Annotated in this window: 14 protein-coding genes and 2 pseudogenes; 11 read left to right on the forward strand and 5 right to left on the reverse strand. The window is 72.5% G+C overall.

Translation table 11 applies throughout. The features are described from left to right. Positions 1-115 precede the first annotated feature (115 nt). Complete coding sequence (locus tag QC282_RS08955; protein ID WP_279548714.1) at positions 116-1,405, forward strand: citrate synthase; 1,290 nt, start codon at positions 116-118, stop codon at positions 1,403-1,405. A gap of 584 nt (positions 1,406-1,989) precedes the next feature. Here QC282_RS08955 and QC282_RS08960 read toward each other — a convergent pair. The 3 genes from QC282_RS08960 to QC282_RS08970 all read right to left on the reverse strand — a co-directional run bounded on the left by QC282_RS08960 (position 1,990) and on the right by QC282_RS08970 (position 5,393). Then, positions 1,990-4,254: a heavy metal translocating P-type ATPase gene (locus QC282_RS08960; RefSeq protein WP_279548715.1), complete on the reverse strand. Its 2,265-nt coding sequence runs from the start codon at positions 4,252-4,254 to the stop codon at positions 1,990-1,992. 122 nt (positions 4,255-4,376) lie between these two features. Further along, a complete protein-coding gene (locus tag QC282_RS08965; protein ID WP_279548716.1) occupies positions 4,377-4,616 on the reverse strand; it encodes a heavy-metal-associated domain-containing protein in 240 nt (79 codons plus the stop codon). 102 nt (positions 4,617-4,718) lie between these two features. Continuing rightward, positions 4,719-5,393 carry a TetR/AcrR family transcriptional regulator gene (locus tag QC282_RS08970; protein WP_279548717.1) on the reverse strand — a complete coding sequence of 225 codons (675 nt, stop codon included), beginning with the start codon at positions 5,391-5,393 and terminating at the stop codon, positions 4,719-4,721. A gap of 187 nt (positions 5,394-5,580) precedes the next feature. Here QC282_RS08970 and QC282_RS08975 point away from each other — a divergent pair, with 187 nt between their 5' ends. Next, positions 5,581-7,800 carry an MMPL family transporter gene (locus QC282_RS08975; RefSeq protein ID WP_279548718.1) on the forward strand — a complete coding sequence of 740 codons (2,220 nt, stop codon included), beginning with the start codon at positions 5,581-5,583 and terminating at the stop codon, positions 7,798-7,800. 265 nt (positions 7,801-8,065) lie between these two features. Then, positions 8,066-9,109, forward strand: coding sequence for a zinc-dependent alcohol dehydrogenase family protein (locus QC282_RS08980; RefSeq protein ID WP_279548719.1), 1,044 nt, complete (start codon positions 8,066-8,068; stop codon positions 9,107-9,109). A gap of 78 nt (positions 9,110-9,187) precedes the next feature. Here the strand turns inward: QC282_RS08980 and QC282_RS08985 are convergent, their stop codons facing one another. Further along, entirely contained in the window at positions 9,188-9,388 is a 201-nt protein-coding gene (locus QC282_RS08985; RefSeq protein WP_279548720.1) for a MerR family transcriptional regulator, read from the reverse strand. Positions 9,389-9,863: 475 nt separating this feature from the next. Between QC282_RS08985 and QC282_RS08990 the strand changes: the two are divergent. From QC282_RS08990 to mmsA, 3 genes and pseudogenes are all read left to right on the forward strand, one after another. Beyond that, positions 9,864-9,972, forward strand: a pseudogene (locus QC282_RS08990) (5-deoxy-glucuronate isomerase); the annotation flags it as partial. A gap of 26 nt (positions 9,973-9,998) precedes the next feature. After that, positions 9,999-10,187, forward strand: a pseudogene (locus QC282_RS08995) (hypothetical protein); the annotation flags it as partial. Beyond that, a complete protein-coding gene (mmsA, locus tag QC282_RS09000) occupies positions 10,184-11,686 on the forward strand; it encodes a CoA-acylating methylmalonate-semialdehyde dehydrogenase (RefSeq protein WP_279548721.1) in 1,503 nt (500 codons plus the stop codon). The pseudogene QC282_RS08995 and the gene mmsA, both read left to right, overlap by 4 nt. 50 nt (positions 11,687-11,736) lie before the next feature. On the opposite strand, the gene QC282_RS09005 is transcribed toward mmsA, so the two are convergent. Continuing rightward, positions 11,737-11,913 carry a hypothetical protein gene (locus tag QC282_RS09005; protein ID WP_279548722.1) on the reverse strand — a complete coding sequence of 59 codons (177 nt, stop codon included), beginning with the start codon at positions 11,911-11,913 and terminating at the stop codon, positions 11,737-11,739. Positions 11,914-12,368: 455 nt separating this feature from the next. Here QC282_RS09005 and QC282_RS09010 point away from each other — a divergent pair, with 455 nt between their 5' ends. The 5 genes from QC282_RS09010 (at position 12,369) to QC282_RS09030 (ending at position 21,137) form a co-directional block, all read left to right on the forward strand. After that, positions 12,369-13,769 carry an APC family permease gene (locus tag QC282_RS09010; RefSeq protein ID WP_279548723.1) on the forward strand — a complete coding sequence of 467 codons (1,401 nt, stop codon included), beginning with the start codon at positions 12,369-12,371 and terminating at the stop codon, positions 13,767-13,769. A gap of 122 nt (positions 13,770-13,891) precedes the next feature. Next, positions 13,892-16,543, forward strand: coding sequence for a CocE/NonD family hydrolase (locus tag QC282_RS09015; protein WP_279548724.1), 2,652 nt, complete (start codon positions 13,892-13,894; stop codon positions 16,541-16,543). Then, positions 16,540-17,421: an ABC transporter permease gene (locus QC282_RS09020; protein ID WP_279548725.1), complete on the forward strand. Its 882-nt coding sequence runs from the start codon at positions 16,540-16,542 to the stop codon at positions 17,419-17,421. Before QC282_RS09015 ends, QC282_RS09020 begins: the two co-directional genes overlap by 4 nt. A gap of 167 nt (positions 17,422-17,588) precedes the next feature. Continuing rightward, positions 17,589-19,085 (forward strand): VWA domain-containing protein, encoded by a 1,497-nt coding sequence (locus QC282_RS09025; protein ID WP_279548726.1) that lies wholly within the window; start codon positions 17,589-17,591, stop codon positions 19,083-19,085. A gap of 126 nt (positions 19,086-19,211) precedes the next feature. Beyond that, positions 19,212-21,137 (forward strand): AMP-dependent synthetase/ligase, encoded by a 1,926-nt coding sequence (locus QC282_RS09030; protein WP_279548727.1) that lies wholly within the window; start codon positions 19,212-19,214, stop codon positions 21,135-21,137. The last annotated feature ends 233 nt before the right edge of the window (positions 21,138-21,370 follow it).

A 21,370-nucleotide genomic window follows, 5' to 3' on the forward strand; every position in this document is an offset into this window, starting at 1 on the left:
GTGCCGTCAGTAGGCCCGATGGTCGACCCCGAGTGCACTCTCCTGAGCCAAGTGGGGGATGGTAGAGACAGTCAGGGCACCTCGAAGATGAGGCACAACGTCGGTGAGGGAAGACGTGAGCGACAACTCTGTAGTACTGCGGTACGACGGCAACGAGTACACCTACCCGGTGATCGACAGCACCGTCGGTGACAAGGGCTTCGACATCGGCAAGCTCCGCGCCCAGACCGGTCTGGTGACGCTGGACAGCGGCTACGGGAACACCGCCGCCTACAAATCCGCCATTACGTATCTGGACGGCGAGGCCGGCATCCTCCGGTACCGCGGCTACCCGATCGAGCAGCTGGCCGAGCGCTCCACCTTCCTGGAGGTCGCCTACCTGCTGATCAACGGCGAGCTGCCGACGGTCGACGAGCTCACGGGGTTCAAGAACGAGATCACGCAGCACACCCTGCTGCACGAGGACGTCAAGAACTTCTACCGTGGCTTCCCGCGCGACGCCCACCCGATGGCCATGCTGTCGTCCGTGGTCTCGGCGCTGTCGACGTTCTACCAGGACAGCCACAACCCGTTCGACGAGACGCAGCGCAACCTCTCCACCATCCGGTTGCTCGCCAAGCTCCCGACGATCGCGGCCTACGCGTACAAGAAGTCGATCGGCCACCCGTTCGTCTACCCGCGCAACGACCTCGGGTACGTGGAGAACTTCCTGCGGATGACCTTCTCGGTCCCGGCGCAGGAGTACGACCTGGACCCGATCGTGGTGTCCGCCCTCGACAAGCTGCTGATCCTGCACGCGGACCACGAGCAGAACTGCTCGACCTCCACGGTCCGCCTGGTCGGCTCCTCGCAGGCGAACATGTTCGCCTCGATCTCCGCCGGCATCAACGCGCTCTGGGGCCCGCTGCACGGCGGCGCCAACCAGTCGGTGCTGGAGATGCTGGAGGGCATCCGCGACTCCGGCGGCGACGTCGACTCCTTCATCCGCAAGGTGAAGAACAAGGAGGACGGCGTCCGCCTGATGGGCTTCGGCCACCGGGTCTACAAGAACTTCGACCCGCGCGCCAAGATCATCAAGGCCGCCGCGCACGACGTGCTGTCCGCCCTCGGCAAGTCCGACGAGCTGCTGGACATCGCGCTGAAGCTGGAGGAGCACGCGCTCTCCGACGACTACTTCGTCTCGCGCAGCCTCTACCCGAACGTGGACTTCTACACCGGCCTGATCTACCGGGCCATGGGCTTCCCGACCGAGATGTTCACGGTCCTGTTCGCCCTCGGCCGGCTGCCGGGCTGGATCGCCCAGTGGCACGAGATGATCAAGGAGCCGGGCTCCCGCATCGGCCGTCCGCGCCAGATCTACACGGGCGTCGTCGAGCGCGACTTCGTTCCCGTCGAGGAGCGCTGAGCCCTCGCGTCACGCTCTCCTCGGGCTCCGCATCCGTCTCGGGTGCGGAGCCCGCCGCGTGCCGGGCGGGCCCGGACACAGCAGAAGGCGCCCCGGCGCCGGTCCCCCCACGGGCCGACGTCCAGGGCGCCTTCCCATGTCCCGGTGCGGATTCCCCCCACGGGATCCGGCCGGGCGCTTGTGAGGACAGCGCCTGAATCGCTGTTGTGCGCGACGGGCGGACCCGACGCGCACGGGGTGATGCTGCTGGTGCGCTCTGCCGGGACAGCGCACGCCCGGGAGGGCCGCTCAAAGCTTCCCGGCGTACGTGCCCCGGCAACGCATTTCCGAGGAAAGTCCCCCAAGACAATCCCCAGATGTCAGCGAGCGCCCCCCAAGACGCTCCCGACATCGTCAACTTAGACCTTCGAACCCCTTCGATGGTTACGTTCGTATCACTGTGATCTGCGTCTCTTGCATATGTCCGTTAGGTGAGCAAGAGCCCTGATCCGTCGAACGGACCCAAGCGTAAGGAAGATGCGTGAGGCTTGTGAAGAGGATATGTGAGCCCGGCTCGGTACTCCAGTGGCCGTGAGGTCCGGTCGTCAGGAAAATCGCCTCAGACGCAGGCTGTTCGTCACCACGAAAACCGACGAGAACGCCATCGCGGCACCCGCGATCATCGGGTTCAGCAGTCCGGCGGCGGCCAGCGGCAGCGCGGCCACGTTGTAACCGAAGGCCCACACCAGATTGCCCTTGATCGTGCCCAGCGTCCGCCGTGACAGCCGGATCGCGTCCGCGGCCACCCTGAGGTCCCCGCGCACCAGCGTCAGATCGCCCGCCTCGATCGCCGCGTCCGTCCCGGTGCCCATCGCCAGTCCCAGGTCGGCGGCGGCGAGCGCGGCGGCGTCGTTGACCCCGTCACCGACCATGGCCACCGTCCGCCCCTCGGCCTGCAGCCGCCGTACGACGTCGACCTTGTCCTCGGGCAGCACCTCGGCGATCACCTCGTCGATGCCCACGGTGTGGGCGACGGACTCGGCGACCGCCCGGTTGTCCCCGGTCAGCAGGACCGGCGTGAGCCCCAGGGCGCGCAGCTCGCGCACCGCCTCGGCGCTGGTCTCCTTCACGGCGTCCGCGACGGCCAGCACGCCGCGCGCCGCGCCGTCCCAGCCGACGACGACCGCCGTGCGCCCGTCGCGCTCGGCCGCCGCACGCGCGCGTGCGAGGCCGTCGGGCAACTCGTCGAAGAGGCGGCCCACCGCCACCTCGTGGCCCTCCACGCGTGCCCGTACGCCCCTGCCGGGCACGTTCTCGAAGCGCTCCACCCCGGGCAGCGGGCCGATCCGCTCCCGCGCCCCGGCGGCGACCGCCCGGGCCACGGGATGCTCGGAGGCGTCCTCGACGGCGCCCGCGAGCCGCAGCACCCGCTCCTCGTCGGCGCCGTCGGCGACGTGCACCTCCTGGAGCGTCATGCGGCCGGTGGTGACCGTGCCCGTCTTGTCCAGGACGACCGTGTCGACGCGGCGGGTGGACTCCAGGACCTCCGGGCCCTTGATGAGGATGCCGAGCTGGGCGCCGCGCCCGGTGCCGACCATCAGCGCGGTCGGCGTGGCCAGGCCCAGCGCGCACGGGCAGGCGATGATCAGGACGGCGACGGCCGCGGTGAACGCCGCGACGGTGTCCCCGGTGGTGCCCAGCCAGCCGCCGAAGGTGCCCGCCGCGATGAGCAGCACCACGGGCACGAAGACCGCGGAGATCCGGTCGGCGAGCCGCTGCACCTCGGCCTTGCCGTTCTGCGCGTCCTCGACCAGCTTCGCCATCCGGGCGAGCTGGGTGCCGGCGCCGACCCGCGTGGCCCGCACGACCAGCAGCCCGCCGGCGTTGACGGTCGCCCCGGCGACCGTGTCGCCGACGGTGACGTCCACCGGCACCGACTCGCCGGTCAGCATCGAGGCGTCCACGGCGGAGGCGCCCTCGACGACGGTGCCGTCGGTGGCGATCTTCTCGCCGGGCCGTACGACGAACCGGTCACCGACGGCCAGCCGCCCGACCGGGACGCGCACCTCGGTGCCGTCCCGCAGGACGGCCACGTCCTTGGCGCCCAGCTCCATGAGCGCCCTGAGCGCCGCTCCCGCGCGCCGCTTGGAGCGGGCCTCCAGGTGGCGGCCGAGCAGGATGAACGTGGTGACCCCGGCGGCGACCTCCAGGTAGATCGCGGAGGCGCCGTCCATGCGGGAGACGGTCAGGGCGAAGCCGTCGCGCATGCCGGGCCGGCCCGCGTCGCCGAGGAACAGCGCCCACAGGGACCAGCCGAACGCGGCGAGCGTGCCGACCGAGACCAGCGTGTCCATGGTGGCCGCGCCGTGCCGGACGTTCGTCCAGGCGGCGCGGTGGAACGGCAGGCCGCCCCAGACGACGACGGGCGCGGCGAGGGTGAGCGCGAGCCACTGCCAGTTGTCGAACTGCAGGGCCGGGACCATCGACAGCGCGACGACGGGGACGGCGAGGGCGGCGCAGACGGTGAGGCGCAGGCGGAGCGCGTCCGCCCCGGGGTCCTCCTCGGCGGCGGGGAGCTCCTGCCGCTCGGGCTCCGGCGGCGGTTCCTCGGCGGTGTAGCCGGTCTTCACGACCGTGGCGATCAGGTCGGCGACCTCGACGCCCGCCGGATAGGCGACCCTGGCCTTCTCCGTGGCGTAGTTCACCGTGGCGGTCACGCCGTCCATGCGGTTGAGCTTCTTCTCGACGCGGGCCGCGCAGGAGGCGCAGGTCATCCCGCCGATGCGCAGTTCGACCTCGGAGCGCTCCGGGGGCGGGTCGGCAGGGGCTCCCGCGGCGGTGCTCGGGGTTCTCTCGGTGGTGCTGGTCATGTCCGGACTCCAGACGACGGACCGGGCCGTGCGGAGCCAGTATGAACTGGCCGGTGCGTCCCGGTCCGGGTGGGTGGTGCTGCCTGCGGCCGGGGCCGCGGGCGCGTCCGTCGCCGGACGGGTCAGGCCTTGCCGACGAGCTCGTAGCCCGCCTCGTCCACGGCGGCGCGGACCGCCGCGTCGTCCAGCGGGGAGTCGGAGACGACGGTGACCTCGCCGGCGGCGGCGACGGCCTTGACCGAGCGCACGCCGGGGATCTCGGAGATCTCGGCGGAGACGGAGCCCTCGCAGTGGCCACAGCTCATTCCGGTCACCTTGTAGACGGCGGTGACGGAACCCGGGGTGTCGGTCTGGGCGGTCATGTCGTTACTCCTCGTCGAGGCGTATGGGGGCATATGGGGCCGACGGGGACCGAACGGGTCCGTGTGTCGCCCACGGCACCCACTGTATACCCCTAGGGGGTATTAATCAAAGGCCGGCCCGTCCGCGTCGACCAGTGGTCTCAGGTACCGCAGCAGGACGTTCTTCAACTCCCGTACGTACGCCTCCCGCTCGGCGCCCTCGTGGCTCAGGACCAGTTCCAGGCCGGCCTTGTAGATGCCGAGGCAGACGTGCGCGGTGCGGGTGACGTCGGCCGCGGGGGCGCCCGGCAGGAGCGAGGAGATCAGCGTCTCGACGCGCGACAGCAGCGTCACGTGCAGGGCGTCGTGCTCCTCGGCGATGCGGCCCGGGATGTCGGGGCCGTGCATCAGGGCGAAGAACACCGGATGGCGGCAGTTGAAGTCGATGAACCGGTCGACCGCCGCGCCCACGGCCTCCTCCAGCGGTGTCGCGGGGTCCACCGGGGCGAGCGCCTCGCCGTACGTCTCCCGCATCTGGTGCATGAGCCGCTCGCCCAGCTCGATCGCGATGGCCTCCTTGTTCGGGAAGAACTGGTAGAGCGTGCCCGGCGAGACGCCCGCCTCGCGGGCGATGGCGTTGGTGCTCGCGGCCGTGTACCCGGTCGTGCAGAAGACGGACGCGGCGGCCTCCAGCAGTTGGGCGACGCGGCGCTCGCCGCGGGCCTGGCGGCGGCGCGGCCTGGCCTCGGCCGGCTGCTCCCCGCCGGGCCTCTCGGTGGTCTCGGGGTTCTCGGGCACGCGGTTATCCCCAGCTCGTCGAACGCGATTGACAAACACGAGCGCCCGCTCGCATTCTAGGGAAACGCGAGCGATCTCTCGTGTTTGCCAGTCTATGGCAATGGCAGATCCATGCCGCCTGCCTGCGCGAAGGCGTCGGGCACGGTCCGGTTCACGATGGATTTCACGGTGAAGGGGACACCGCGGGATGACCGAAGTCAACAAGCCGCCGGGGGTCGGAGGCTGGACCCGATTCGTGACCGCCCGCCCACGACTGTCGCTGCTCGCGGCCCTCGTGCTCACCGTGCTCGCCGTGCTGGCCGGCAGCGGGGTCGCCGACCGGCTCGGCAGCGGCGGCTGGGAGGACCCGGCCGCCGAGTCCACCTACGCGACCAAGGCGCTGGAGCGCGAGTTCCCCGGCTCCCAGCCCAACCTCCTGCTCCTCGTCGACGCGGGCGCCGCCTCGGTCGACGACCCGGCCGTCGCCGCCGAGGCCGAGCGGCTCGCCGCCCGCCTGGCCGGTGAGCGGGGCGTCACGGGCGTCGGCTCCTACTGGCAGTCGGGCGCGCCCGCCCTGCGCGCGAAGGACGGACACCAGGCGCTGATAGCCGCCCGCATCACCGGCGACGAGAGCGCGGCGGGCGACACCCTCGACCGCATCGCACCCCGTTACCGGGGCGCGCACGGCGCGGTGGAGGTGACGATCGGCGGCCCGGTCGCCGTCCGGCACGAGATGCAGACGATCATCCAGGAGGACCTGACCCGCGCCGAACTCATCGCCCTGCCGGTCACGCTCGTGCTGCTGGTCATGGTCTTCGGCAGCGCCGTCGCCGCCCTGCTGCCGCTCGGCATCGGCATCGTCGCCATCCTCGGCACCAACGCGCTGCTGCGCGGCCTCACCGAACTGACCGACGTGTCGGTCTTCGCCCTGAACCTGACGACGGCCCTCGGCCTGGGCCTCGCCATCGACTACGCCCTGTTCATCGTCCGCCGCTTCCGTGAGGAACTGTCCGGCGGGGCCGAGCCGTTGACGGCCGTGGCCACCACCCTGCGCACGGCGGGGCGCACGGTCCTGTTCTCCGCCCTCACCGTGGCGGTGTCGCTGGCGGCCATGCTGCTCTTCCCGCAGTACTTCCTGCGCTCCTTCGCCTACGCCGGGATCGCCGTGGTGCTGCTGGCCGCCGCGGCCGCCCTGATCCTGCTGCCGGCCGCGCTGATCCTGCTCGGCCACCGCGTCAACTCCCTGGACCTGCGCCGCCTGTTCCGCCGGGGCCGGCCCGAGCGCTCCGGTCCCGCCGAGGAGGGCAGGGGCTGGGCGCGCACGGCGACGCTGGTCATGCGCCGCGCCCCGTTCTTCGCCCTGGGCACCACCGCCGTCCTCGTCCTGCTCGGACTGCCCTTCCTGGGCGTGAGGTTCGGCACCGCGGACGACCGCCAGCTGCCCGCGAGCGCCGAGTCGCACGTCGTGCAGCAGCACATCCGCGACGGCTTCCCGGGCAACCCGGGCGGCGGCCTCGAAGTCCTCGCCGAGGGCCGTGCCACCGAGGCCCAGTACGCCGCCTACAAGGAGCGGATCGCCGCCCTGCCCGGCGTGCGGAGCGTGGCGGGCCCGCTGGTCGAGGGCGACTCCGCCTACTTCACGGTGCTCCCGAGGGGCGAGGCCGTCGACGAACCCGCCCAGGCCCTGGTCGGCGAACTGCGCGCCACGAAGGCCCCCTTCGGCACCCGGGTGACCGGCACGGCGGCCGTGCTGGTCGACTCCAAGGACGCCATCGGCGAGCGCCTCCCGTGGGCGGCCCTCTTCATCACGGTCGTCACCCTGTTCCTGGTCTTCCTCCTGACCGGCAGCGTGCTCATACCCGTCCAGGCGGTGCTGCTCAACGCGCTCAGCCTGACGGCGATGTTCGGGGCGGTCGTGTGGGTCTTCCAGGACGGCCACCTGTCCGGCCTGCTCGGCTTCACCAGCCCCGGTTCCATAGAGACGACCCTCCCGGTCCTGATGTTCTGCGTGGCCTTCGGCCTCTCCATGGACTACGGCGTGTTCCTGCTGTCCCGCATCAAGGAGGAGTACGACCACAGTGGCGACCACGAGCAGGCGGTCCGGCACGGCGTGCGGCGCACGGGCGGGCTGATCACCGCCGCCGCCGTCATCCTCGCGGTGGTGATGGTCGCGATAGGAACCTCCCGCGTCACCAACACCAAGATGCTCGGCCTGGGCATCGCCCTGGCGGTCCTCATGGACGCGATGATCGTGCGCAGCCTGCTCGTGCCCGCGGTGATGCGCCTGACCGGCCGGGCGACCTGGTGGGCCCCGGCCCCGCTCCGGCGCTTCCACCGACGCTTCGGCCTGAGCGAGGCGGAGGCGGCCCCGGCGCCCGCGACCGAGGAGCCTGCACCGGCCCGGGACACGGTGGGGGCGCGGAGCTAGGCCCTGTCGCCACCTTCCCGTCGTGGCCGGAAGGGCACCCCGGCGGCGTCGGGCGCGGGCTCTCGGCGTGCCCGGCGCAGGCCCCCGTACTCGGGCGGACACGGGTCCGCGCCCGGGGCGGGGGGAGTGCGGGCGGGGCATCGCCGCCGGGCAGGCGGCGAGGCGACCGGGGGCCCTGGTGCTCCGCCGTGCGGGAGATGATCGCGGAGGATGCGCGAGAGGGCCCGGCGAGGCGGCCCCGGCGATCACGGAAGGCGAGGCGGCGATGCGGGCGGTGGTGTTCGAGCGGTTCGGTGGACCGGTCGAGGTGCGAAGCGTCGAGGATCCGGCACCCGCGGAGCACGGGGTGGTCGTGCGGGTCGAGGCGACCGGGCTGTGCCGCAGCGACTGGCACGGCTGGCAGGGACACGACCCGGACATCACGCTGCCGCACGTGCCGGGACACGAACTCGCCGGTGTGGTCGAGGCGGTGGGGACCCGGGTGACCGACTGGCGTGCGGGCGACCGGGTCACCGTTCCGTTCGTCTGCGCCTGCGGGACCTGCCCGGCCTGCGCCGCCGGGGACCAGCAGGTGTGCGAGCGGCAGACCCAGCCCGGGTTCACCCACTGGGGCTCCTTCGCGCAGTACGTCGCGCTCGACCGGGCCGACGTCAACCTCGTCGCCGTCCCCGACGGCATGTCGTTCGCGACGGCGGCCGGGCTCGGCTGCCGGTTCGCCACGGCGTTCCGCGCGGTCGTCCAGCAGGGCCGGGTCGCGGCGGGGGAGTGGGTCGCGGTGCACGGCTGCGGGGGCGTCGGCCTGTCCGCCGTGATGATCGCGGCCGCCGCCGGCGCGCGCGTCGTCGCCGTCGACGTGTCGCCGGGCGCCCTCGACCTGGCACGGAAGTTCGGCGCGGCGGACTGCGTGGACGCCTCCCGCACCGAGGACACGGCCTCTGCGGTGCGGGAACTGACCGGCGGCGGCGCCCACCTGTCCCTCGACGCCCTCGGCTCGCCCGTCACCTGCGCCGCCTCCGTCAACGGCCTGCGCCGCCGGGGCCGGCACGTCCAGGTCGGCCTGCTCCCCTCCCCGACCGGCACGACCCCGGTGCCCATGGCCCGCGCGGTCGCCCTGGAGCTGGAGCTGCTCGGCAGCCACGGCATGGCCGCGCACACCTACCCGCCGATGCTGGAACTGGTCCGGGCGGGCACGCTGCGCCCCGACCTGCTGGTGACGTGGACGATCCCCCTGGACGCGGCCCCGGGCGCCCTGACCGCGATGGGGACGGCCCAGGGGGCGGGCGTGACGGTCATCGAACCCTGGAGCTGAGCGGGCCGCGCCCGGACGACGCCCGTGCTCCCCGTCCGTCCCCCGTCGGAGCACGGGCCCGCGTCACGGCCGACGGGGTCAGGTCTCCTCCCGACCGCGGTTGCGTGGCCGGGACGCCACCCAGGCCCGGACTGTGTCCGCGTACCAGAAGGGCTTGCCGGCCTCGACCAGATCGGGCGGTGGGAGCAGCCCGTGCTTGCGGTACGAGCGGACGGTGTCCGGCTGGACGCGGATGTGTGCGGCGATCTCCTTGTAGGACCAGAGCCGTTGGTCGGTCATGAGTTGCACCTCCCCGCGCACACCGCGGCGGCGGCCGGGGACGGCCGCCGGGAGAGCCGGGTGCTGCGCTGGCGACAGAGCCTGTACCGGGCGAACGACGCAGCGTGACGACCGGTCAGCCCTCGTGCGCGGGTGTGACGGAGGAGTCGCGCGGGCGCGACATGTGTGACACGAGGGAGGTGTTTGTGACACAAGTGGAGCAAAGGTATGTGTCGGTCTGACGGCATGGCGCGTTGACATCCCGGAGGTGGAGGGCCGGGGGCACCGAGGGAGAGGAGAGCGGGGGCGGGGAGTGAACCTGCGGCGGGTCGGGGGGGCGGAACGGAACAGGGAAAGCGGGTAAACGGCGATGCAACAACACGCAGCCCGGACATGTCTGGTCCGAATGTCCGGACAAAACATTGACAGTGCTCCCGCTGCGGGGCTAGAAACCGGTGACAGCCGTACGACGCCGGTCGACAGCCGTGCGACGGCACAGAACGCCTCCGGCGCGGGAGCCCGCTTTCGCCCTGGCAGGAGCGAACCGCGAGCGACGACTCCCCGCCCGCCGCGGCCCCGCGCCGGAGGTCCCGCCGACCGAACGGATCCGGCCGTCCCGACGCCGCCGCCGACCCCCACATGTGTCTACGTGAGGGCCGAAACGGCAGACACTGTGTCGGGCGCGTCTCCCGCTCGGGACTGGTGGGATGTATCTGTGGCCGAGACCGCGACCCGACCGTCGGCGGTCACGGCGCATGAGCTGTACGAACGGCACGTCTCCACCCGACGCCGCCATCTGCGAAGGAGTTCCCCGGCATGACGAAGATCGTCAACCACTGGATCGGCGGCAAGACCGTCGAAGGCGCATCGGGCAGCTACGGGCCGGTGACGAATCCGGCGACCGGTGAGGTCACCACGAAGGTCGCGTTCGCGTCGGTCGACGAGGTGGACGCCGCGGTCGCGGCGGCCAAGGAGGCGTTCGCGACGTGGGGCCAGTCGTCGCTGGCGCAGCGGACCTCGATCCTGTTCAAGTTCCGCGCGCTGCTGGACGCCCACCGCGACGAGATCGCCGAGCTGATCACCGCCGAGCACGGCAAGGTGCACTCCGACGCGCTCGGCGAGGTCGCGCGCGGCCTGGAGATCGTTGACCTGGCCTGCGGCATCAGCGTCCAGCTGAAGGGCGAGCTGTCCACGCAGGTCGCCAGCCGCGTGGACGTGTCCTCGATCCGGCAGCCGCTCGGCGTCGTCGCGGGCATCACCCCGTTCAACTTCCCGGCGATGGTGCCGATGTGGATGTTCCCCATCGCCATCGCCTGCGGCAACACCTTCGTGCTGAAGCCGAGCGAGAAGGACCCCTCGGCGTCCCTGAAGCTGGCCGAGCTGCTCGCCGAGGCGGGGCTGCCGGACGGCGTCTTCAACGTCGTGCACGGCGACAAGGTGGCCGTCGACCGTCTCCTGGAGCACCCGGACGTCAAGGCCGTGTCCTTCGTCGGCTCCACCCCGATCGCCCGCTACATCCACACCACCGCCTCGGCCAACGGCAAGCGCGTGCAGGCCCTCGGCGGCGCCAAGAACCACATGCTGGTCCTGCCGGACGCCGACCTGGACGCGGCGGCGGACGCCGCGGTGTCGGCGGCGTACGGCTCGGCGGGCGAGCGCTGCATGGCGATCTCGGCCGTGGTGGCCGTCGGCGCGATCGGCGACACCCTCGTGGAGAAGATCCGCGAGCGCGCCGAGAAGATCAAGATCGGCCCCGGCAACGACCCGGCGTCGGAGATGGGCCCCCTGATCACCGCCGCGCACCGCGACAAGGTGGCCTCCTACGTCACGGGCGCGGCGGCCGAGGGCGCCGAGGTGGTCCTGGACGGCACCGGCTACACCGTCGACGGCCACGAGAACGGCCACTGGATCGGCATCTCGCTGCTCGACAAGGTGCCGACCACGGCGAAGGCGTACCAGGACGAGATCTTCGGCCCGGTGCTGTGCGTGCTGCGCGCCGACACCTACGAGCAGGGCGTGGCGCTCATCAACGCCTCGCCGTTCGGCAACGGCACCGCGATCTTCACCCGGGACGGCGGCGCCGCCCGCCGCTTCCAGCTGGAGGTCGAGGCGGGCATGGTCGGCGTGAACGTGCCGATCCCGGTGCCCGTCGGCTACCACTCCTTCGGTGGCTGGAAGGACTCGCTCTTCGGCGACCACCACATCTACGGCAACGACGGCACGCACTTCTACACCCGCGGCAAGGTCGTCACGACCCGCTGGCCGGACCCGGCCGACGCCCCGTCCGGCGTGGACCTGGGCTTCCCGCGCAACCACTGAGCCCCGCACGGTGCCCCGCCCCTGCCGTCAGGGGCGGGGCACCGCCGTGCTCAGCCCTGGCCGCCCTCCCGCTCGGTGGCCTTGCGGACCTCTTCGGTGAGGTCGCCGGTCCGGGCGGCGGGCGGAACCCGTATCTCCCGGGTGGCGCCGAACTTCTCGAAGTCCATGCTCACCTTCAGGGCGCCGAACTCCTGGACTATGCGCACCGGCAGGTCCCTGGGACCCACCCGGACGTCCATGGTGACCTTGTCGCCGCCGGTGCATCTGGGCGGCCCTGGTGTCCATCTCGACGTCGAACTCGTAGCCGTCGCCCCAGGAGTGCGTGCCGTCCATGGCGACGGGGATGAGCCCCCACCCTCTTTCCGCGATTCAGCTGTGGCCGCGACACTGTCGGGGGCCACTGACAGCGTCCGGATACCGGACGGCCGCAGGTTTTTTCCCCGCCCGCCCTGCGGTTCCCGCAGCCCTCAAGGGCGCGGAATCCTCAACGGAAAGTGCCGTATTCACGTGCGTGATGGCTCTCAATCAACGGATTCCGTAGGTGAACACCCATTGACGTGCTGGTTTTCGTTGGTATTCCATGCAGCGCCGGGAGCGGACGAGAAGCACGTACGACCGAAGCCGCCGGAGGCGATAGCGCTCCCGCCCGAACCACGCCGCACGAGTCGATCGGAACTGCCGCATGACCGACACGCTCCGCCCTGTCGAGACCCCCCTCGCCAGCACGCCGGACAGCAGTCAACGCAAGCTCAAGCGTTCCATCGGAGTCGTCGGCGGAACCCTGCTGACGCTGTCGTGCGTGACGCCCGCCTCCACGCTGTTCGTGGTCGTCCCCGACCTGTTCGGCTCGCTCGGCACCGCCACCGCCCTCACCATTGCCGTCGGCTCCCTCCTCTGCGTCGCCGTGGCGTTCTGCTACTCCGAGCTGGGCACCCTCATCCCCAGCGCGGGCGGCGAGTACGCCATGGTGTCGACGCTGGCCGGACGGCTCGCGGGCTGGCTGGTGTTCGTGCTGTCCCTGCTGGTCGTCATGATCGTCCCGCCGGTGATCGCGATGGGCACCGCCGACTACCTCGTCCCGATCGTCGACCTCGACCCGTCCCTGGCCGGCGCCGGCGTCATGCTGCTCGCCACCCTCGCCGGACTGCTCGACCTGCGCGCCAACGCCTGGATCACCGGCGTCTTCCTGGTCCTGGAGGTCATCGCGGCGGCCGTCGTGGCCGTCCTGGGCTTCGCGCACAGCGAGCGCGGCCCCGGCAGCCTGGCCTCGATGGAGGTCGCCGGAGCCGACGGCGGCCCGGACACCGTGACCGCCGTGCTGGTCGTCTCCGGCCTCGCCATCGCCCTCTTCGTCACGCAGGGCTTCTCCACCGCCGTCTACCTCTCCGAGGAACTGGAGAACCCGCGCCGCAACGTCGCCCGCACGGTGCTCGCCACCCTCGGCATCTCCGCCGTGATCATCCTGGTCCCGGTCGTCGCCATCACCATGGGCGCCTCCGACCTCCGGGAACTGACCGGCGGCGACATCGGCGCCATGGTCACCGCCTGGTCCAACTCCGCGGTCGGCACCTTCGTCAGCCTCTGCGTGGCCCTCGCCATCGTCAACGCCGGCATCGTGATGGTCATCCAGAACTCGCGCGTCCTGTTCGCCTCCGCCCGCGACAAGGCCTGGCCCGAGCCCGTCAACAAGGTCTTCGCCAAGCTCGGCCGGTTCGGCTCCCCGTGGGTCTCCACGCTCGCCGTCGGCGTGCCCGGCGCGGTGCTGTGCTTCGTCGACCTGGACACCCTGTACGGCGTCACGGGCGTCTCCGTCACCGGCATGTACCTGCTCGTCGCGGTCGCCGCCCTGCTCTCCCGGCGCGGCGCCCACCGGCACACGCCCGCGTGGCGCATGCCGCTGTGGCCCGCGATGCCGGTCCTGCTGATCGCCGTCCTCGCCTACGTGCTGAGCCGGCAGGAGACCACGCACCTGCTGTGGACCGGCGGCATCACGGCCGTGGCCACCCTCTACTGGGCGCTCTACCTCCGCCCGCGCCGCGACACCCGCTGGCTGGTGTCGATCCCGGAGGACGCGCGGGCCTGAACGCCGGGCCGCCGCGTACCGCGTCCGTGGTACGCGGCGGGTCCGCCGTACTCCCGGCGGATGGCCGCGGGCTCGGTCCACAGGCTGCCCCGGCTGTCGGAGGGGGCCCGTACTGTTGACGCATGGATCTTCGACTGCCCGCGCTCCGAGGGCTGCTTCGGGGGCCCCGGCGGTGGCTTGCCGCCGGGGCCGCCGTCGTCGTGCTCGCCGGCGCCGGCACCTGGACGGCCGTCGCCTCCGACGACGCGCCCCCGGTGCACCGCTCGGACCGGGTCATGGGCGTGGGCGACGGAGTGCGCATCGACACCTCGTACTTCACCTCCGGGCCCGCGGGCCGGCGCCCGGCCGTCCTGCTGGGGCACGGCTTCGGCGGCAGCAAGGCCGACGTCCGGCAGCAGGCCGAGCAACTCGCCCGGGACGGATACGCGGTGCTGACGTGGTCGGCCCGCGGCTTCGGCAGGTCCACGGGAAGGATCGGGCTGAACGACCCGGAGGGCGAGGTCGCGGACGTCTCCCGGCTCATCGACTGGCTGGCCCGGCAGCCCCAGGTCCGGCTCGACGCGGCGGGCGACCCCCGCGTGGGCATGGCCGGCAGCTCCTACGGCGGCGCGATCGCCCTGCTCACCGCCGGGCACGACGACCGGGTGGACGCCGTTGCCCCGGCGGTCACCTACTGGAACCTGGCGGACGCCCTGTTCCCGAACGGCGTCTTCAAGAAGCTGTGGGCGGGCATCTTCGTCAGCACCGGCGGCGGATGCGACCAGTTCGAGCCCCGGCTGTGCCGGATGTACGAGCGCGTCGCGGAGTCAGGCACCCCCGACGCCGAGGCACGCGCCCTGCTGGAACAGCGGTCGCCGTCCGCCGTCGGCGATCGCATCGACGTGCCCACGCTGCTGGTGCAGGGCCAGACCGACTCCCTCTTCCCGCTCGGCCAGGCCGACGCCGCCGCCGCGGCGATCCGGGCCAACGGCGCCCCGGTCGACGTCGACTGGATCGCCGGCGGGCACGACGGCGGCGACCCGGAGACGGACCGCGTGCGGTCACGCGTGCGTGCCTGGTTCGACCGTCACCTGAAGGACGACGAGAGCGTCGGCACCGGCCCCGCCTTCCGCGTCTCCCGCACCGGAGGCGTCGACTCCACCGACGGCGCCGCCCTGCTCAGGGGCGCGAGCGGCGACACCTACCCCGGCCTGGACAGCGGGCGCAGGCCGGTCGCCCTGAGCGGCCGCGAGCAGACCTTCACCAACCCGCCGGGCGCCAACCCGCCCGCCGTCTCCGCCCTGCCCGGCCTCGGCGGCGCCGGCGGTCTCGCCCAGCTCTCGTCCCTCGGCGTCGGCATCTCCCTGGACTTCCCCGGCCAGTACGCGCGCTTCGAGTCCGCGCCCCTTTCGAGCGACCTGCGCATCACCGGATCGCCGACGGTCACCGTGCGCGTCACCTCGACCCGCGACGACGCGGTGCTCTTCGGCAAGGTCTACGACGTCGGCCCGGACGGCACCCAGCAGGTGCTGCCCGCCCAACTCGTCACCCCCCTGCGCGTCGAGGGCGCCAAGTCCGGCAAGGACGTCACCGTCACCCTGCCCGCCGTCGACCACGAGGTGCAGAAGGGCCACCGCCTCCGCCTGGTCCTCGCCTCCACCGACCTGGGCTACGCGTCGCCCGCGGCCCCCGCCACGTACACGGTCGCCCTGAAAAGCGAGCTGACCGTGCCCACGGCACCGGGAGTGCGGACGGCCGCCGCGCCGCTGCCCGCGTGGGTGTGGTGGCTGCCGCTCACCGGCGCGGCCGTCGCCCTGGCCCTGCTGCTGACCGCCCGCCGCCGCACGGCCGCACCGGCCCCCGACCCCGAACTGGCCGACGTGCCGCTCCAGATCACCGACCTGAGCAAGCGGTACGCGAAGTCCTCCGACCGGTACGCGGTACGGGACCTGTCGTTCCGCGTGGAGCGCGGCCAGGTGCTGGGCCTGCTCGGTCCCAACGGCGCCGGCAAGACGACGACGCTGCGCATGCTGATGGGCCTCATCACCCCGGACGCGGGCGAGATCCGCGTCTTCGGCCGTGCCGTCCGCCCCGGCGCCCCCGTGCTGTCCCGCGTCGGCGCCTTCGTCGAGGGCGCGGGCTTCCTGCCGCACCTGTCCGGCCGTGAGAACCTGGAGCTGTACTGGCGGGCGACCGGCCGCCCGCCCGAGGACGCCCACCTGGACGAGGCGCTGGAGATCGCCGGCCTCGGCGACGCCCTCGCCCGCGCGGTGCGCACCTACTCGCAGGGCATGCGCCAGCGCCTCGCCATCGCGCAGGCCATGCTCGGCCTGCCGGACCTGCTCATCCTCGACGAGCCGACCAACGGCCTCGACCCGCCCCAGATACGCGAGATGCGCGAGGTGATGATCCGGTACGCGGCCGCCGGCCGCACGGTGATCGTCTCCAGCCACCTGCTGGCGGAGGTCGAGCAGTCCTGCACCCACCTCGTGGTCATGGACCGCGGCCGGCTCGTCCAGGCGGGCCCGGTCGCCGACATCATCGGCTCGGGCGACACCCTTCTCGTCGGCACCGGCACCCCGGTGGACGAGCCGGTCGCCGAGAAGGTCGCCGCCCTGCCGGGCGTGGCCTCCGCCGTACGCACCGACGACGGGCTGCTGGTCCGGCTCGACACCGGCGGCAGCGCCCGGCAGCTGGTCGCCGAGCTGGTCCGGCTCGAAGTGCCCGTGGAGTCGGTGGGCCCGCACCGCCGCCTCGAAGACGCCTTCCTCACCCTGATCGGAGGCTCCGCATGAGCACGCTCACCGAGCGGGCCGCGCCCCGTCGCCAGGACGAGGTCGCCTCCGGCTACCGTCCGGGCCGCACCCTGCCGCCGCGGGTCGAGCTGATCCGCCAGCTCAAGCGCCGGCGCACGCTGGTGATGGGCGCGATCCTCGCCGCCCTGCCGTTCGTGCTGGTCGTCGCCTTCGCGATCGGCGGCGAGCCGGAGGGACGCGGCGACCGCATCACCCTCATGGACACGGCGACGGCGTCGGGCGCCAACTTCGCCGCGGTGAACCTGTTCGTGTCCGCGAGCTTCCTGCTGGTGATCCCGGTCGCGCTGTTCTGCGGGGACACGGTCGCCTCGGAGGCGAGCTGGTCCTCCCTGCGCTACCTCCTCGCCGCCCCCGTGCCGCGCGCCCGGCTGCTGGCGTCGAAGCTCGCCGTCGGGCTCGGTCTCAGCCTGGCCGCGATGGTCCTGCTGCCGCTGGTGGCTCTCGCCGTCGGCACGGTCGCCTACGGCTGGGGGCCGCTGCACATTCCGACCGGCGGCGAACTAGCTCCGGGCATCGCGGCCCAGCGGCTCGTGGTGGTCGTGGCGTACATCTTCGTGTCCCAACTGGTCACCGCCGCACTCGCGTTCTGGCTGTCCACCAAGACGGACGCCCCGCTCGGCGCGGTGGGCGGCGCGGTCGGCCTGACCATCGTGGGCAACGTCCTGGACGCCGTGACGGCCCTCGGCCACTGGCGCGACTTCCTGCCCGCGCACTGGCAGTTCGCCTGGGCCGACGCCGTGCAGCCCCGCCTGGAGTGGTCCGGCATGCTCCAGGGCGCCGCGATCTCCGCAACGTACGCGCTCGTGCTGTTCGCCCTGGCGTTCCGGGGCTTCGCCCGCAAGGACATCGTCTCCTAGGGCCCCTCGCGGGCACGGCCCGGGCCGCTGGGCCGTGTCCGTGCCCGCAGCGAGACACACCTGCGACACATCGAGACACACCTGCAACGCTTCGTGCCGCACGTTCCGGCCGCCGGTGACGTCACAGTCACAACAACCGGCGTCAAAGGACCAAGGGGGCACGGACGATGGTGCGAAACCGGACACGGCGGCTGCGGGGTGCGCTGCTGGCGCTCACGGCAGCTGGCGGCCTGCTGCTCAGCGGCTGCGGAGCGGGCGGCAGTGACGACACGAGCCACGCGCAGGACAGCGACGTGGCCCCGTCGCCCGACCTGCGGTCCACGTTCGCCCTGGACGTCGACACCGCGTCGTACGGCTACGCGCGGCGCACGCTCGCCGAGGGCCGGCTGCCCGACCCGTCGACGGTCCGCCCGGAGGAGTTCGTCAACAGCTTCCGCCAGGACTACGAACGCCCCGACGGCAACGGCTTCTCCGTCACCGTCGACGGCGCCCGCACCGGCGACGAGAACTGGTCCCTGGTCCGCGTCGGCCTCGCCACGAAGGCGGCCGACCGCGGCGGGGACCGGCCGCCGGCCGCGCTGACCTTCGTGATCGACATCTCCGGCTCGATGGCCGAACCGGGCCGCCTCGACCTCGCCCGGCACTCCCTCGGCGTGATGACGGACCGGCTGCGCGACGACGACTCGGTCGCGATCGTCACCTTCAGCGACGAGGCCGAGACGGTCCTGCCGATGACCCGCCTGGCCGGCCACCGGGGCGAGATCCACGACGCCATCGACACCCTGGAGCCCACCGACTCCACCAACCTCGGCGCGGGCGTGGAGACCGGCTACGAGACCGCCGTCGAGGGCCTGCGCGAAGGCGCCACCAACCGGGTCGTCCTGGTCTCCGACGCCCTCGCCAACACCGGCGACACCGACGCGGACACGATCCTGGAGCGCGTCGCGACCGAGCGCCGCGAGCACGGCATCACCCTCTTCGGCGTCGGCGTCGGCAGCGACTACGGCGACGCCCTCATGGAGCGCCTCGCCGACAAGGGCGACGGCCACACCGAGTACGTCTCCGACGAGGACGACGCGGCCGAGGTGTTCTGCGACCGGCTCCCGCAGAACGTCGAGCTGACCGCCCGCGACGCCAAGGCCCAGGTCACCTTCGACCCGCAGACCGTGCGCGAGTTCCGTCTCATCGGCTACGACAACCGGGCCGTCGCCGACGAGGACTTCCGCGACGACCGCGTGGACGGCGGCGAGGTCGGCCCCGGCCACACCGTCACCGCCCTGTACGCCGTGCGCACCGCGGCGGGCGCCGACGGCCACCTCGCGACGGCCACCGTCCGCTGGCTCGACCCGGAGACCCGCGCCCCGCACGAGGAGTCGGGCGCACTGGAGGCCGGTTCCCTGCACGGTTCGGTGTCCGACGCGCCCGCCCGTTTCCAGGTGACGGCCGTGGCCGCGTACTTCGCCGACGCGCTCCGCTCGGGCGACAGCCACAGCCGCGACAGCCACAGCCGCGACAGCCGCGAGAGCCGCCACAGCCGCCTCCCGGGTGCCCCGGCACTCGGTGAACTCGCCAAGCGCGCGGCCCGGTTGGCGCACACCACGGAGGACGACGCGGTGCGGGACCTCGCCGACGCCGTCGAGCGGGCGGACCGGTACGGAGCCTGACGAGCCCGGCCGCCCGGCGTGCGCCACCCATTGACCTTTCCCTACGCATGAGTAAGTTGACTTGCGAGTAAGTACGGGTGGTCGACGACCACGGCACGTCAGCTCGAACCGCGACCGGGAGCCGTCATGGGCGTACGCAAGGATCTGAAACGGGCGAAGCGGCGCACCGGCCTGGTGGAACGCCACCGGGTCGAGCTGGTCAGGGACTCCGCCGGCACCGTCCGCGAGGCCCGCAGCGCGCCGCTCGCGCCGCGCCCCACCACCGGCAGTACCGCCGACATCCCGTTCACCAACGCGGCCGAGGCACCGGACGCCGTGGTGCTGCGCCGGGAACGCAACGGCACCTGGCAGCCCGTGACGGCGGCGGCCTTCGCCCGCGAGGTGGCCGCCGCCGCCAAGGGACTGATCGCCGCCGGTCTGCAACCGGGCGGCCGGGTCGCGGTGATGTCCCGCACCCGCTACGAGTGGACGGTCCTGGACTTCGCGATCTGGGCGGCGGGCGGCCAGACCGTCCCCGTCTACGCCACCTCGTCCGCCGAGCAGGTGGACTGGATCGTGCGCGACTCGGGCGCCCGCTACGTCGTCACCGAGACCGCCGACAACGCGGCCACCGTCCTGACCGGCACCGCGGCCCACCCCGAGGCGCCGCGCGTCTGGCAGCTCGACGCGGGCGCCCTCGACGACCTCACCGCCCTCGGCGCGGACATCCCCGACGAGGAGGTCACCAAGCGCCGCACGGCCCTGGGCCCGGACACCGTGGCGACCGTCTGCTACACCTCCGGCACCACCGGCCGCCCCAAGGGCTGCGTCCTCACCCACGCCAACCTGCACGCCGAGGCCGCCAACACGGTCGAGCTGCTGCACCCCATCTTCAAGGAGGTCACGGGCCAGACCGCCGCCACCCTCCTGTTCCTCCCGCTCGCGCACATCCTCGGCCGGACCCTTCAGATCGCCTGCCTCGCGGCCCGCATCGAGATCGGCCACTGCCCCGGCATCAAGCCCGACGAACTGCGCCCGGCGCTGCGGGCGTTCCGCCCCACCTTCCTGGTCGGCGTCCCGTACCTCTTCGAGAAGATCCACGACACCGGACGCGCGACCGCCGAGAAGATCGGCCGCGGCGCCTCCTTCGACCGCGCGCACCGCGTCGGCGTCCGCTTCGGCGAGGCGTACCTGGACAGGTTCCTCGGCCGCGGCAAGGGCCCTGGCCCCGGCCTGTACGCCGCGTGGGCACTGTACGACCTGCTGGTCTACCGGCGCATCCGCAAGGAGATCGGCGGCCGCGTCCGCTACGCCATCAGCGGCGGCTCACCCCTCGACCGCGACCTCAACCTGTTCTTCTTCGCCGCGGGAATCATCGTCTACGAGGGCTACGGCCTGACCGAGACCACCGCCGCCGCCACCATCGTCCCGCCGCTGCGGCCCCGCCCCGGCACCGTCGGCCGCCCGGTTCCCGGCACGGCCGTCCGCATCGCCGACGACGGCGAGGTGCTCGTCAAGGGCGGCATCGTCTTCGGCTCGTACTGGAACAACCTCGAGGCCACGGCCGCCGTTCTCGACGACGGCTGGTTCGCGACGGGGGACCTCGGCGCGCTCGACGAGGACGGCTACCTCACCATCACCGGCCGCAAGAAGGACATCATCGTCACCTCGGGCGGCAAGAACGTCTCCCCGGCCGTCCTGGAGGACCGGCTGCGCAGCCGCCCCCTGGTCGGGCAGTGCGTCGTCGTCGGCGACCAGCGCCCCTTCGTCGCCGCCCTGATCGCCCTCGACCCCGAGGCCGTCGCCCACTGGCTGTCCGTCCGCAGACTGCCCACGGACACGCCGCTGTCCGAGCTGGTCCGGGACGAACGGCTGCGCGCCGACGTGCAAAGGGCCGTCGACCACGCCAACGAGGCCGTCTCCCGCGCCGAGTCGATCCGCGCCTTCGCCCTCGTCGAGGACGGATTCACCGAGGAGAACGGCCTGCTCACCCCGTCCCTGAAGGTCAAGCGGCAGGCGGCGCAGGAGGCGTACGCGGAACAGATCGAAGCGCTGTACACCCGGGGGAACTGACCCGCGAAAGACTCACCGACCGAGCGCGGTTCAGAGGGCGGTTACCGGAAACAGCCGGCGGCGACCCGCCCCTTCTCGCGCGTACCGAACCGGAGGTCCCTGTACGGCCGCTTGCCCAGGCTGCCGGATCGCCATGAGGGCCAACAGGGTGAACCTGCGCAACCAAAGCGCGTACGCCGGGTTGGAGAGGCTGTACGACGCGAGCGTCGCTACGAGCTGTTGGTTTGTCAGGG

Origin of the sequence: Streptomyces sp. DH24 (assembly GCF_029813775.1) — a bacterium.
Classification (GTDB): domain Bacteria; phylum Actinomycetota; class Actinomycetes; order Streptomycetales; family Streptomycetaceae; genus Streptomyces.

What these genes read in the sequence shown, in the direction of transcription:
- QC282_RS08960 (WP_279548715.1), bottom strand. Translation starts at nt 4,254, where the DNA reads ATGACCAGCACCACCGAGAGAACCCCGAGCACCGCCGCGGGAGCCCCT.
- QC282_RS08965 (WP_279548716.1), bottom strand. Translation starts at nt 4,616, where the DNA reads ATGACCGCCCAGACCGACACCCCGGGTTCCGTCACCGCCGTCTACAAG.
- QC282_RS08975 (WP_279548718.1), top strand. Translation starts at nt 5,581, where the DNA reads ATGACCGAAGTCAACAAGCCGCCGGGGGTCGGAGGCTGGACCCGATTC.
- QC282_RS08980 (WP_279548719.1), top strand. Translation starts at nt 8,066, where the DNA reads ATGCGGGCGGTGGTGTTCGAGCGGTTCGGTGGACCGGTCGAGGTGCGA.
- QC282_RS08985 (WP_279548720.1), bottom strand. Translation starts at nt 9,388, where the DNA reads ATGACCGACCAACGGCTCTGGTCCTACAAGGAGATCGCCGCACACATC.
- mmsA (WP_279548721.1), top strand. Translation starts at nt 10,184, where the DNA reads ATGACGAAGATCGTCAACCACTGGATCGGCGGCAAGACCGTCGAAGGC.
- QC282_RS09010 (WP_279548723.1), top strand. Translation starts at nt 12,369, where the DNA reads ATGACCGACACGCTCCGCCCTGTCGAGACCCCCCTCGCCAGCACGCCG.
- QC282_RS09015 (WP_279548724.1), top strand. Translation starts at nt 13,892, where the DNA reads ATGGATCTTCGACTGCCCGCGCTCCGAGGGCTGCTTCGGGGGCCCCGG.
- QC282_RS09020 (WP_279548725.1), top strand. Translation starts at nt 16,540, where the DNA reads ATGAGCACGCTCACCGAGCGGGCCGCGCCCCGTCGCCAGGACGAGGTC.
- QC282_RS09025 (WP_279548726.1), top strand. Translation starts at nt 17,589, where the DNA reads ATGGTGCGAAACCGGACACGGCGGCTGCGGGGTGCGCTGCTGGCGCTC.
- QC282_RS09030 (WP_279548727.1), top strand. Translation starts at nt 19,212, where the DNA reads ATGGGCGTACGCAAGGATCTGAAACGGGCGAAGCGGCGCACCGGCCTG.